Below are 14,280 nucleotides of genomic sequence, written 5' to 3' on the forward strand. Positions count from 1 at the left end.
AATGAAAGCAGAAAGCTGGTGAACTCATGGAAGTCATTAAAATCTCTCCCCGGGGATATTGTTACGGAGTTGTCGATGCAATGGTTATGGCACGGCAGGCTGCGCAAAATCTCGATCTTCCCCGGCCGATTTATATACTGGGTATGATTGTTCATAACAGTCATGTCACGAATTCGTTCGAAGATGATGGCATTATTACTTTGGACGGACATAATCGTCTGGATATTCTGGATAAAGTGGATAGTGGGACCGTTATATTCACTGCACACGGGGTTTCTCCTGAGGTGCGTAAGATGGCTAGGGACAAGGGTCTGACTACGGTCGACGCCACCTGTCCTGATGTCACGAAGACACATGATCTTATTCAGGAAAAAGTAGATGACGGTTATGAGGTCATTTATATCGGCAAAAAAGGCCATCCGGAACCGGAGGGTGCTGTCGGTATTGCCCCTGAGCATGTGCATCTGATTGAAAAAGAAGATGAGATTGCTACGTTATCCATCCCTTCTTCACGTATCGTCATTACAAATCAGACTACTATGAGCCAGTGGGATATTAAACATATTATGAAAAAGCTTCTAGAGACCTTCCCAGGTGCTGAAGTGCATAATGAGATATGTATGGCTACCCAGGTACGTCAAGAGGCTGTGGCGGAACAAGCGGGGCAATGTGATCTGGTGATTGTTGTCGGTGATCCGCGAAGCAACAACTCTAATCGTCTGGCACAGGTGTCGGAAGAAATCGCTGGGGTTCCTGCCCATCGTATTTCTGATGTGTCTGAACTCCAAACAGAATGGCTAGAGGGTGTGAATATCGTTGGCGTCACTTCTGGCGCGTCCACACCTACACCTATCACCAAAGAAGTGATTAACTATTTAGATCAGTATGATTCGGCTAATCCGGAGACGTGGGAGATCAAACGTACAGTGAATATGGCGAAGCTGCTTCCACCGGTTAAGAATAAGAGTGCAAGTACTACTTAATGTAATGGGCTAGGCTCGAACTTATATATTATGAACGCTGCAACAAGAGCGCTTAACTTCGTCAGTCGAGGTTAAGTGTTCTTTTTTATCGAAAGAACGCTTCCGACATAGGAATCTAGAATATAGATTGACTATAATCGTTTTTTGAGGTAGAATTACTTTAGTGATTAAAAGCATAAAAGCTTAAAAGCGAACACGCGTCGTAGCGCGATAGTATCTAGCGGAATTATTATAAATTTAAGTGTAGAGAGGGAGTTATAAATATGATCGTCATTACATCAAATCAAACACCGGAAGAGCAGGTTAAAGATATAATTGCTGTAATCGAAAAAGAAGGTTTGCAGGTGCATCTCTCCAGAGGAGCAGATCACACGGTGATAGGTTTAGTGGGAGGCGTCACTCCTAAGCTCGCCGAGCATTTACGGCAAATGAAGGGTGTAGAGAACGTCGTAAAGATCTCCAAATCCTACAAGCTGGCCAGCCGGGATTTCCATCCTGAGGATACGATTATTGATATCAAGGGTGTGAAGATTGGTGGAGAAAACCTGGTGATCATGGGCGGTCCTTGCGCTGTTGAATCTCCAGAGCAGATTGATGAGATCGCCCGGCTTGTTAAAGCGTCTGGTGCTCAGGTACTTCGTGGAGGCGCGTTTAAGCCCCGTACAGGACCGTACAGCTTCCAAGGCGTAGGTGTAGAAGGTTTGACTATGATGGCTGAAGCAGGAAAGCGTCATGGGCTGTTGACCATTACAGAGGTTATGACACCAGAGTATGTTGATATCTGTGCGGAGCATGCGGATATTCTGCAGGTGGGTACACGGAATATGCAGAACTTTGATTTGCTGCGCAAGCTGGGGACCTGTGGCAGACCTGTTCTTTTAAAACGCGGCTTCAGTGCGACCTACGATGAGTTGCTCAATGCAGCGGAGTACATTTTGGCAGGCGGTAATAAGGATGTAATGCTCTGTGAGCGCGGTATTCGCACATTTGAGACCTACACTCGTAACACGCTGGATCTATCGGCTATTCCTGTGTTACAAAGCTTAAGCCATCTTCCAGTAATCTCTGACCCAAGTCACGGAACCGGTCGTCGTGAGTTAGTTGAGCCTATGGCCAAAGCTTCTGTTGCTGCTGGCGCAAATGGGCTAATTATCGAAATGCACACAGATCCGGACAATTCCATGACAGGTGATGGTGTTCAATCGTTATTCCCTGATCAGTTTGATAACCTGCTTAAGGATCTGGAAAAGCTGGCTCCAATTGTTGGACGTAAGTTTTCTACTTCGCCAGAAACGGTTTCGGCTCTATAAAATTTAATCTATTAGCTTCCTCGGAAGCCCTCTTAACCCGCGACCTAGTGGGAAAAGAGGGTTTTTTTGGAGTTGGATAAAATAAATGTGACATGAAAATATGCGAAAATAACAGATTTCACGAAAGCGTTAGAATATCTTACATTGCTGAAAGAAATACCTGACATAAGCATTGACGATGTTAGGTATGAGATTTATAATTACGACAGCAAAAAAAATTAAAACAAGAACATTTGCATACTGTGAGCGGCCTAATGTTCGGAACTTGGGGGAGGAAAAATTCATGTCGGTTGAAAAAGTGTTGCAAACAATTAAAGAGAACAATATCGAGTGGGTAGATTTTCGATTCGTAGATTTAGGTGGTCGTGCCCACCACATCTCTCTGCCAGCTTCTGAAGTGGAAGATGAAACTTTTGTAAATGGGGTAGCATTCGACGGTTCTTCCATCAAAGGTTTCCGTGGTATTGAAGAATCAGACATGGTTATGATGCCTGATCCGAATAGTGTATTCATAGATCCGTTTACAGCTCATCCAACGCTGAACGTGATGTGCGACATTTTCACTCCTGATGGCGAACGTTATGAGCGCGATCCTCGCGGTATTGCTGTGAAAGCAGAAGAATTCCTGCAAAAAAGCGGAGTAGGTACATCTGCATTCTTTGCACCTGAATCAGAATTCTTTATCTTTGACGATGTTCGTTACGAAAGTGGCATGAACAGATCCTCATTCTTCGTAGATTCTGAAGAAGCGGCTTGGAATACGGGTCGTAAAGAAGAGGGCGGCAACTTAGCATTTAAAGTTGGCGTTAAAGGTGGATATGTTCCTGTAGCACCAGTTGACTCCCAACAGGATATCCGCAGTGAAATGTGCCGTCTGCTTGCTGAAGTTGGACTACGCATTGAACGTCATCACCATGAAGTAGCCACTGCAGGTCAAGCGGAAATTAACTTCCGTTTTGATACCTTGAAGAAAACTGCTGATAATCTCATGACTTATAAATATATTGTACAAAACACTGCACGTCAGTATGGCAAGGTAGCAACCTTCATGCCAAAACCGCTGTTCGGAGATAACGGTAGCGGAATGCACGTGCATCAATCCATCTTTGACGGAGACACTCCTTTGTTCTACGAAAAAGGCGCTTATGCTAACTTGAGCGAAATGGCTCTTCATTATATCGGTGGTATTTTGTACCATGCACCAGCATTGATCGCTTTGACTAACCCAAGCACCAACTCCTTTAAACGTCTGGTTCCTGGCTATGAAGCACCGGTTAACTTGGTTTACTCCAAAGGAAATCGTTCTGCAGCAGTTCGTATCCCAGTAGCAGCTGTGACACCAAAAGGCTGTCGTATCGAATTCCGCACACCGGATTCCACAGCTAACCCTTACTTGGCATTCTCCGCAATGCTGATGGCGGGCCTAGACGGAATTAAGAACAAGATTAACCCGCAGGAACTGGGTTATGGTCCTCTGGATAAGAACATCTATGAATTGTCTGATGCAGATAAAGAAAAAATTCGCAGCGTTCCAGGCAGCCTGAGCGAAGCGCTTGATTCTTTGGAAGCTGATTACGAGTTCCTAACAGAAGGCGACGTATTTACTAAGGACTTCATCGATAACTATATTGCTCTGAAACGTTCTGAAGCACAAGAGGTAGCGATTCGTGTTCATCCACATGAATATGCCCTGTACTTCGACCTATAAGATTCGTGCTATTATAATCTTTATAATAAAAGAAGCTGTCTCAAAAGTAGAGAATTCTACTTGAGGCAGCTTCTTTTTTATGGATTAGGACAAGTAATGGATTTTATTGTGCCCTATGACTATATGCTACGCGTAGTATTCTAAGCTATGAGTAGTGCTCTATGTTATGAGTAGTGTTCCATGCTATTGGGGTGGTTGGCGGGTGACTGTTATGTGTGATTTTCGTACGGCTAGCAGTAGCTGATTTGGGGTATCTGTGACGCTGGACTATGGGCGGTGAGCGATATGCATTCTGTGTTTGTGCAATGCACAGAGTGGATTTAAACTAATTAGGGAAAAACTCCCTGAAAATAGCCGATATTTGCTCTAAATGAATGAAATCAAGGAATTTCTCCCTAATAATTAGGGTGATTCCTCCATTAGTTACCGAATAGGCCGAAATTCAGGGAAGTTTTCCCTAATTATAAGTACGATGAACAGAAATCTCTGATTTTTAGGGAGTAATTCCCCAATTATTCTATAAGTGCTTCACTTATTGCATCATTCGGAGCAACACTAGGTGCGCCCATAGAATCATTTGGGCATCAAGTTAAGAGCATAAAAGAGGCTGTCACCAAGCCACAAAATGCTGCTTGGGACAGCCCTTTTTTTGCTATTCGTTTACCTCACAGAAAGACTACACTAGCCCCCGTTCAGGAGCGCCGCAGGACTCTCTAATGATAAGCTCTGGCTCCACGCTGAAAGAACTCGTGCCGGATTGGTTGTTTATTAGATCATATAGCATTAGAGCTGCTAGGCGACCGATCTTATCTTTATTTTGGCGGATGGTAGTCAATAGGGGGGTTGTATAATTGCAGGCCTCGATATCATCACAGCCAATAATTGCGACAGTTTCAGGAACAGCGATAGAAGCCTCTTTAAGGGCGCGCATCGCCCCTATAGCAAGCTGATCGGACGCCGCGAAGATCGCTCTAGGTAAATTTCCATTCTCAATCATTCTACGCATCGTCTCATACCCGCTGGCCTCAAAGAAGTTACTTCCGTTTAAGAACCAGCTCTCGTTAATAGGCAGTCCTAAATCTTCAAGAGCTTTGCGATAACCACTTTCGCGCATATTGGAGATGTCTGAATCTGAGGAGCTGCCGATGTAGCCAAGCTCTCGATAGCCCAGTAAGTAAAAGTGTTCCACCACTTTGGAGGACATTTTGAAATTATCCGACATGATAAAACCAGAGTTGTCACCGGTTAGTTTTAAATCTACGCCGATACATGGAATTGCACTGTTGTCTAGTTCGCTGATAGAGGTTTCTAGCTCCTGTCCGGATAGAAGCACACACCCATCTACATTAAAATGCTGGCAACGGGCAAGATAATCGTTAGTATCGCCACTTTGGAATTTTTCATTGGAAAAAAAGATAAGGTCGTAACCTAGTAGTCCCATTTGTTTTTTAAATGAATTTAGCACCTCGATGAAAAAAGGGTGAGTAAAGTCGACATTCAGCATTCCGGCAAAGATCACTCCGATTAGATTAGACGATTTCGTAGCCAATGTTTTAGCTGAATTGGAGGGGGTATATCCAGTTTCTTTTATAATTTGTTGAACCCTTGTCTTGGTATCTTCCGAAATATCACTGTAGTTATTAATGATTTTGGATACTGTCGAAACAGAAACTCCAGCAATTTTCGCTATATCTTTGATGCTGTAGGCCAAATTAAGTCCCCCTTATAGTGAAAAATGTTCCGTAATATATGTTTAAAATCTACTCAAGGCTATTTTTTATGACTTGAATTTATGATTTACGAAATAGTTTCGTTACTTATTTTATAGTTCAATAAGATTATAGTCAATGGAATATTGCTCTTAAACTAGGATTATGCTTGGTTTTAAAGGTTTTTTTGAATAATCGGTTCAAAAAACGTTCAAAAATGAACAAAGAAAAAAGACTTTACAAAGACAAATAACGATGCAATAATAAAAACACCGAAACCGCTTTCTGTGATATCGTCCTTACTGTTTCGTGATTTTCAGAAATTAGCATGTGGTTTCGTTAAAGGGTCATAACAAATTATCTGGGGGGTAACAAAATGGTAAAGAAGCTTTCTGCGGTATTGTTGAGCTCAGCGCTAGTGCTCTCATTAGCAGCATGTGGAAACAGCAATAACAACGCGAATGGTGAGGCTACTCCGGGCAGCGGAACAAACAAGCCTGCATCTGGTGATAAGAAAGTGATTAAGATCTTACACTGGAAACAAGAGAATATTAACAAGGTGATTACAGAAATCAATAAAAAGTTTGAAGAAAAATATCCGGAATACAAAGTGGAGTACACAACCACGGGTCCGGATGATGAATTCAAACAAGCACAAAGAGCAAGAATTACAGCTGGTGACGTAGATGTTCTTGCCGATCTATCCGGTATGAGATTGTCCCCGAAAGATTGGACACCAGGTGCGAAAGTGCCAGACTGGCAACAATGGATTGATTCCGGACTGATTGCTGATCTGAGCAACGAAGCTTTCGTTAAAAACTACAATGCGAATGATATTGCTAAAGCCGGCACTTATAAAGATAAAGTGTATGCAATCCCAACCGGTAAAGTAGCAATGTCAGGATTCTTCTATAATAAAGAAATTTTTGAACAAAACGGTCTGGCTGTACCTACAACTTGGACGGAGTTCATTAGTGTTCTAGATACATTGAAAGCTAAGAGTATTGTTCCAATCGTAGTGGCTGGTAAAGACGTATGGCCATTGAAATTGCCAGTGTTCGGTTTGCAAGCTAAGATTCTGGGTGGCGGCAACCAACAACAATGGATTGAGGGCGTTTGGAAGGGAACTTCGGCATTTAACGATGCTGAGGCTGTAGAAGTATTGGAGAAAATGAAGACGCTTCAAGATAACTACATCATCGACGGTTTCTTGGGTATCGACTATGCAACAGCACCTTCGTTTTTCGCAACAGGAAAAGCAGCTATGATTGCTGACGGAACTTGGGATGCTCCTACGATCGCGGCAGCAAATCCAGATGTGAAATTTGGTTACTTCCCGATCCCAGCTACAGAAGATGCTGCTAAGAATAATTCTCTTGTCGGTAAATACGATGTAACTTGGTATGCAGCAGAAAAAGGCCCGAACAAAGAAGGCGCTTTGAAATGGCTGGAATTCTTCTCTGAACCAGAAAACTACACAGAATATGTTAAAGCAGCAGGATTCTTGCCTACACAAGACAATATTGCCACTGAAAGTGACTTTATTGACAAAGAACTTGCTCCATACATGACTGGAGATTTCGAGCTTGCTTATGAAATTATGATGATTAACCGTGATAACGTTGGTGAGCACATTGCAGCTGAAGGCGTTCACACTGAGTATTTGGCACCAGGCGGCGAGTTTAAAACCGCTAAAGAGCTTGCAGACGTACAACAAAAAGAATGGGAAGCAGCAGCACCTAAATAAGTAGCTATCCCGATAAATAAAAAAGAATCTACAACATACTGTACACCAAACATGTTTTACAGCTTCGGGGTCTGTTTTGTGCAGGCCCCGATCATTTTATTGAATTAGGATTGGGTAGGTGAGAGAAATGTATCCGTTCGGGAAAGGTTTTAAACGATATATACCGCTTCTGCTGCTAATGATTCCATTATCATTGTATGTAATTTTCTATTTTGGCCCATCTATGATGACGGTCATCTATTCATTTACAGATATCACTAACGTTCCTGGAAGCAAGATGAGTTTCGTAGGCCTTGACAATTATTATGATGTATTTTACTCAGGAAATTCAGGCGAGCGTTGGGATTCCATTATACGTACTATTTATTTCATGGTCATTGTAACCATTGTACAGAACGGTGTCGGTCTGCTTATGGCCGTAGTTATCAATCAGAAGCTGAAAGGCGATTATTTCTATCGCGCGGTATTCTTTTTACCGGTTGTGCTTGGTGTGGCGGTAGTTGCACTGGTATGGGGCATGATGTTCGATCCGCTGAGTGGTCCGGTTAACCAACTGTATGATTCTTTGTTCGGTTATAAAGATATGTTCTTTGGAAGCTTCACTCATGCGTTCGGTTATATTATATTTACGCAAATTTGGATGTATATGGGATATTCGATGTTGATTTTCCTTGCGGGACTACAATCCGTACCGAAAGATTTGTATGAGGCTGGATATATAGACGGAACTACGAAGTGGCAATCTTTTAAAAATATCACATTCCCACTTATCGCTCCATCCTTTACGATTAACATTATTTTGTCTATTATCGGTGCGATGTCCACCTTTGATATTATTCTCGCAACTACGGACGGTCGCTTTAACACAAGAACGATGGCATATGACGTTTATAAAGAGACGTTCCGTGGTTCTCTACAGATGGGACTTCCTTCCGCGCTTTCCGTGGTTCAGTTCCTTATGATTCTGGTGTTTGTAGTATTTGCAGTGAAACAAATGCGTAAGAGAGAGGTGGAATATTAATGAAGGATTCCAAAACCGCCAAAACTCTCTCTTATATTCTGATTGCAGTGTTGCTTGTTTTGTATATCATGCCGTTGTTATTTGTAATCAATATTTCATTCAAGTCCTTTACAGAATATCTGTTAGATCCTATCGGTCTCGTAAAAAGTATTCAATGGGATAATTATAAAGAAGCTTGGCTACAGGGTAATTTCTCTAATTATTTCTTAAACAGTCTGCTGTATACAGCCGTAGCAACAGTGCTGACCCTAATTGTTTCGTTATTCGGGGCCTTCCCGGTGGCGAGAAATTATGTGAAGTGGAGCGGATTTATTTATTTGTTCTTCTTGATGTCTCAGTTCCTGCCGAATCCAATGGTCGCACAGTTCAAGCTGATGCTTACCATGAAACAGGAGCTAGGATTTGTAGGTTATGACACGAAGCTGGGTTACATTCTCCTTAAAACAGGCGGAACGGGTATCGTGTTCATGATGTTTGTAGGTTACATCAAAGGAATTAGCCGGGAGATGGATGAAGCAGCAGGTATGGATGGCGCTGGATATATGCGTTATTTGTTCCAGATCATCATGCCACTTATGAAACCAGTAATTGCTACAGGTGTTATTCTAACAGCAATTAGTATCTGGAATGACTTCGTGGGGCCGGTCATGTATTTACCGAGTCCAGAAAACTATCCAATCACCTTCGGGCTTAAAGAATTCCGCGGTCAATACGGGAACAACTGGCCTATGTTGGCGTGCGGGATCATGATCGTATCTGCACCGCTTATCATCCTATACACCTTCATTCAAAAGTATATCGTTGACGGTGCATTGGCAGGTGCGGTTAAAGCTTAAGTAGTTGTGTAAATGAGAGGATGGAGAGAATGGATCGTAATAAAATTCATGGCTTCGAATTCACTGGTAATGATGGGGAATTCAGGCTTCAGCAACCGGATCGCAGCAGTTTTCTATATTTCCCTCTAGTGAATGAAGGGGGAATGATGTCGACAGTAACTCCAAAACTTCATGGACAGGTTACCACAGGTCATAATACATTTTTAACACCGCCATTATCTGTTGAAGATTTGCATAATTCGCGGGCTTCTCGCAACTTCTGGGTATACGTAGACGGCAAGGGAGCTTGGTCGGCAGTGGGGAACTCCGCTAAGCAAAATGCCGATTTCTATACATCTTCTACTGATGAAGCAGTACTAGAGGCTGGTTTCCTGTGGCAACGCGTAACGCGTTGTAACGCAGAGATGGGTGTTAAAGCTGAAATCACCAGCTTTGTGCCAAGTGGTAATGATAAAGTCGAATTAATGAAGGTTACGTTGACGAATACAGCAGCAGAGGCTATTACGCTGACACCGACAGCGGTAGTTCCGATCTACGCGCGTTCGGCGGATGATCTGCGCGATCATAGACATGTAACCTCTTTGCTTAACCGGATCTATACTTCACCCTATGGTGTTGAGGTTCAGCCTGCGCTCTCCTTTGATGAGCGGGGACACCGCATCAATCACACTTCTTATGGAGTATTTGGTGCAGAGGGTGACGGCAGTCAACCTGCGGGGTTCTTTCCGGTGCAGGAGGAGTTCATTGGAGAAGGTGGAAGCCTGGATTGGCCGGAAGCTGTTATCCTGAACAACACGCCGGAGATTGGCAAGGGCGGAGGCGTACAAAGAGAGGGATATGAGGCTATCGGGGGTCTTCGTTACGAGACGCTTACTCTGTCTCCTGGTGACAGCCATTCTTATATAGTAGTTATGGCGATCCATAACGAGAGAATTGACGTGGATGCTTTGATGAACAAATATGGTACATCTGAAGCTTTTGATCATTTGCTTGAGGAAACTAAAGCCTTCTGGGCAGATAAAGTGAATATGGTAGAATTTCATACCGGTGATTCAGATGCTGACCAATGGATGAAATGGGTTACGATTCAACCCGTGCTTAGAAGACTTTATGGTAACTCCTTCTTGCCTTATCATGATTATGGAAGAGGCGGACGTGGCTGGCGGGATCTTTGGCAGGATTGTCTAGCACTTCTTATTATGGAACCGGCTGAAGTACGCAGCTTACTGCTGAACAACTACGCTGGGGTAAGAATAGATGGTAGTAATGCCACTATTATCGGTCAACAGCCTGGTGAATTTATTGCCGACCGTAACAACATCCCGCGCGTGTGGATGGATCATGGAGCTTGGCCGTTCTTAACGACTATGTTATATCTGGATCAGAGTGGTGATCTTGATTTCTTATTGCAGGAACAGACGTATTTCCGCGATACCTTTATGAGTCGCTGTAAGGAACGCGATACTTCATGGGATACCTCGCTAGGAAGTGATCTCAGAACAACTTCTGGTGAGGTTTATAAAGGTACGATTCTGGAGCATATCCTGCTGCAAAATCTGGTTCCGTTCTTTAATGTTGGAGAGCACAATAATATCCTGCTGGAGGGCGCAGACTGGAATGATGGTCTTGATATGGGCGCAGACCGGGGTGAGAGTGTAGCTTTCACAGCATTCTACGCAAGTAACTTATTGGATATTTCTCGTGTGCTGCGTACGCTAAAGACTTCTAAAGGGCAAGAGACAGTTGAATTGGCAGAAGAAATGAAACTATTGCTAGATTCGCTTGGTGAGCAAGTGGATTATGAATCTGTATCAGGCAAGCATGAAAGACTTAATCACTATTATGCTGCCGCTCCGAACAAAGTCAGCGGTATTCGTGCAGCACTCGACATAGAGACAGTAGCGGACGATCTGGAACAAAAAGCAGAGTGGATCTTTAATCACTTGCGCCGCAATGAGTGGGTGGAAAGTGAACACGGTGGAGGCTGGTTTAACGGTTATTATAATAATGATGGAGAACAAGTGGAAGGAGAATTTGCAGAAGGCGTTCAAATGACGCTTACAGGTCAAGTATTCCCGCTGATGGGTCATGCAGCTGCGCCAGAGCAAATTCCTCATATCATTGCCGCCGTGGATCGTAACCTACTGGATGACAAAATTGGGTACAGACTTAATTCCCGTTTCGGCGGGATCCAGCAAAATCTGGGTCGCGCCTTTGGCTTTGCTTTTGGACATAAAGAGAACGGTGCTATGTTCAGTCACATGACCATCATGTATGGCAATGCGTTGTATAAACGCGGATATGTGAAAGAAGGACATAAAGTATTGGAATCTCTGTACAGCTTAAGTACTGACTTTGCAAAAGCCCGCATATACCCAGGAATTCCTGAGTATATTAACGAGCAAGGCAGAGGGATGTATACGTATTTAACAGGATCAGCAAGCTGGCTGCTGTTAACTATGGTGACTGAAGTATTTGGTGTAAAGGGTAAGCTAGGTGATCTTTTGTTGGAACCAAAGCTTGTTAAAGAGCAGTTTGATTCCGAGGGAAAAGCCTCTATTAAGACAATCTTTGCGGATCGCGAGTTTGAAGTGGTCTATAAAGCCGCAGGAAGCTTAAACTACGGGGAGTACCAAATACACTCTGTTACCCTGAATGGCAGCGAGGTGACGCTGCAGCGCGGCTCAGGAAGTGCGATTATTCCACGTGAAGAGTTGCTCTCTCTGCAGACAGAGAAATGCCACTTGATTGAAGTGACATTGGCGTAGCTTTATACGATATTTTAAGACGTCTGCACCGTTATTCATAGCGGCTGCAGACGTTTTTTTCAATAATGAATATTTATTCATTGTAACAATGAACGAAAGGGCGCGTTAGGTATGGGTTGCAGACTGTCAAATGGCATATTAACTGTCGATATCGCTGATATCGGAGAGTATAAGGGCACTCGTTTTGACTGGACAGGATTTATTACACAGGTGACATTAGAAGAAGGGAAACATACGTTTTGTGTGCCAGAAAGCTTAAAGCCAGGCGAAGGAACTGGGGGCAAGGGGCTTTGTAATGAGTTTGGCATTTCCCGGGCAATTGGATATGATGAAGCGCCAATCGGAGGCTGGTTTCCAAAAATCGGAGTCGGATTGTTACAAAAAGGAAATTCCCCATTATACAGCTTCAATGAGGAGTTCCCCTTAACCTCTTTTAGTAAGGATGTTGAAGCAGGGAATGATGCGGTCACATATACGATCCACCCAATGGAAAGCAACGGATATGCTGTGCAGCTAACCAAAACGATTTCTTTACAGGGAGATCAATTAACAATTGCATATGAATTGCATAACAAAGGGCAAAAGCCTTTCCATACGGAGGAATATATTCACAACTTCATCGGAATCGATGGGTTGAATATTGGGCAGGATTTTGAACTGCGTCTTCCGAGGGAACTCAAGGTAGTAGAACCAGAATCCTCCTATACGAAAGAATTGCTAGAGGTATCCGGGAATACTCTTACTTGGTCAAAGGAACCGGATAAACCCTTTTATTGCAAGTTGAGCGGTTGGGAAGGTCAGGAAAATGAGTTCACCTGGGAGTTGGTTCATAAGCCTAGTGGAACAGGCGTGCGAGAGAGTGGGGACTTTCCAGTAGAACGTATGGCCCTGTGGGGAGAAGGTCATGTGGTCTCTCCTGAAGTATTTGTGAACATTAGTCTTTTACCGCGTCAAAGCAAGAGCTGGCGCCGATCTTACCGGTTTTTCACTGCGAAATGAGTACCGTCTTAACCTTTTATGTGAATAATTATACTTGCTGGTGCGGGAGAATATTGCTATCATAACCATATCCATATTGATAGGAGAGAAAGGGTGGGGAGCAGTTTTGAATAAGAGAGCATACAATTTTAATGCCGGACCGGCAGCATTGCCGCTTACGGTACTGGAACGCGCACAAGCGGAGTTTGTTGATTTCCGGGAAAGTGGAATGTCTATCATGGAGATGTCGCACCGTGGTGCAATTTACGAATCCGTGCATAATGAAGCGCAGGAACGTCTGCTTTCGCTCCTCGGCAATCCGAAGGGCTATAAGGTATTGTTCGTACAAGGCGGAGCAAGCACACAGTTTGCAATGATCCCTATGAACTTAATTTCCGAAGGCCAAGTAGGTAGCTATGTAATGACAGGTAGCTGGGCAGATAAAGCTTATAAAGAAGCCAAATTGGTAGGAGGCGCTCATGTTGCTGCTTCTTCCGAAGATAAGAAATTCTTGGCTATACCTGAATTAAGTTCGATCAAAGCTGCGGAGAATGCTGCTTACCTTCATGTTACTTCCAACGAGACCATTGAAGGAACGCAATATGCAGAATTTCCGGATGCAGGCTCGATTCCGTTAATCGCGGATATGTCTAGTGATATACTTTGCCGTCCAATCGATGTGAACCAATTCGGAATGATCTATGCCGGAGCACAAAAGAACCTTGGACCTTCAGGCGTGACTGTAGTTATCGCGAAAGAAGAATTGCTTGCAGAATCACCTTCTAACATTCCTACTATCATGCGTTACAGCACTCATTATAAGAATAACTCTCTTTATAATACACCTCCATCTTTCTCTGTATATATGGTGAACGAAGTATTAAAATGGATTGAGGAGCAAGGCGGCTTAGCTGGCATCCATTCCAAGAACCTTGAAAAATCGGGTCTATTATATGATCACATCGATGGAAGTGACGGTTTCTACCGTGGCGTTGCAGAAGAAGGCAGCCGCTCTATTATGAACGTTACTTTCCGGATGCAATCAGAAGAACTCGAAAAGCAGTTTGTCAAAGCTGCTGAACTGGAAGGTTTTGTCGGCTTAAAGGGTCACCGCAGTGTTGGGGGCTTGCGTGCTTCCATCTACAATGCAGTTCCTTACGAAAGTGTAAAAGCACTATCCGATTTCATGAACCATTTCCGGCAAACTCAAGGTTAATGAA

At 43.5% G+C, this 14,280-nt stretch carries 10 protein-coding genes; 9 read left to right on the forward strand and 1 reads right to left on the reverse strand.

Annotated features, from left to right (window positions below; all coding sequences use genetic code 11):
- The first annotated feature begins 26 nt into the window (after nt 1–26).
- The 3 genes from MKZ09_RS09390 (at nt 27) to glnA (ending at nt 4,001) form a co-directional block, all read left to right on the forward strand.
- Complete coding sequence (locus MKZ09_RS09390) at nt 27–983, forward strand: 4-hydroxy-3-methylbut-2-enyl diphosphate reductase (RefSeq protein ID WP_036684457.1); 957 nt, start codon at nt 27–29, stop codon at nt 981–983.
- Between the two features lie 263 nt (nt 984–1,246).
- Entirely contained in the window at nt 1,247–2,293 is a 1,047-nt protein-coding gene (gene aroF / locus MKZ09_RS09395; RefSeq protein ID WP_036684456.1) for a 3-deoxy-7-phosphoheptulonate synthase, read from the forward strand.
- A gap of 283 nt (nt 2,294–2,576) precedes the next feature.
- Nucleotides 2,577–4,001 (forward strand): type I glutamate--ammonia ligase, encoded by a 1,425-nt coding sequence (gene glnA, locus MKZ09_RS09400; protein WP_036684454.1) that lies wholly within the window; start codon nt 2,577–2,579, stop codon nt 3,999–4,001.
- Nucleotides 4,002–4,677: 676 nt separating this feature from the next.
- Here the strand turns inward: glnA and MKZ09_RS09405 are convergent.
- Complete coding sequence (locus MKZ09_RS09405; protein ID WP_036684452.1) at nt 4,678–5,712, reverse strand: LacI family DNA-binding transcriptional regulator; 1,035 nt, start codon at nt 5,710–5,712, stop codon at nt 4,678–4,680.
- Nucleotides 5,713–6,086: 374 nt separating this feature from the next.
- On the opposite strand from MKZ09_RS09405, the gene MKZ09_RS09410 reads away from it, so the two are divergent.
- The 6 genes from MKZ09_RS09410 (at nt 6,087) to serC (ending at nt 14,276) form a co-directional block, all read left to right on the forward strand.
- Nucleotides 6,087–7,457, forward strand: a complete 1,371-nt coding sequence (locus MKZ09_RS09410; protein WP_076135882.1) for an ABC transporter substrate-binding protein — start codon at nt 6,087–6,089, stop codon at nt 7,455–7,457.
- A 127-nt stretch (nt 7,458–7,584) separates the two neighbouring features.
- Nucleotides 7,585–8,478, forward strand: coding sequence for a carbohydrate ABC transporter permease (locus MKZ09_RS09415; protein ID WP_076126435.1), 894 nt, complete (start codon nt 7,585–7,587; stop codon nt 8,476–8,478).
- Nucleotides 8,478–9,314, forward strand: coding sequence for a carbohydrate ABC transporter permease (locus MKZ09_RS09420; RefSeq protein WP_036684447.1), 837 nt, complete (start codon nt 8,478–8,480; stop codon nt 9,312–9,314). The genes MKZ09_RS09415 and MKZ09_RS09420 overlap by 1 nt, the downstream gene beginning before the upstream one ends.
- A 29-nt stretch (nt 9,315–9,343) precedes the next feature.
- Nucleotides 9,344–12,082 carry a GH36-type glycosyl hydrolase domain-containing protein gene (locus MKZ09_RS09425; RefSeq protein ID WP_076206329.1) on the forward strand — a complete coding sequence of 913 codons (2,739 nt, stop codon included), beginning with the start codon at nt 9,344–9,346 and terminating at the stop codon, nt 12,080–12,082.
- Between the two features lie 111 nt (nt 12,083–12,193).
- Nucleotides 12,194–13,081 (forward strand): hypothetical protein, encoded by an 888-nt coding sequence (locus MKZ09_RS09430; RefSeq protein WP_036684443.1) that lies wholly within the window; start codon nt 12,194–12,196, stop codon nt 13,079–13,081.
- Nucleotides 13,082–13,187: 106 nt separating this feature from the next.
- Entirely contained in the window at nt 13,188–14,276 is a 1,089-nt protein-coding gene (gene serC, locus MKZ09_RS09435; protein ID WP_076206327.1) for a 3-phosphoserine/phosphohydroxythreonine transaminase, read from the forward strand.
- Nucleotides 14,277–14,280 lie beyond the last annotated feature (4 nt).

The sequence above is a fragment of the Paenibacillus sp. FSL R5-0908 genome (assembly GCF_038006245.1).
In the GTDB taxonomy this organism is placed as follows: domain Bacteria; phylum Bacillota; class Bacilli; order Paenibacillales; family Paenibacillaceae; genus Paenibacillus_AQ; species Paenibacillus_AQ odorifer.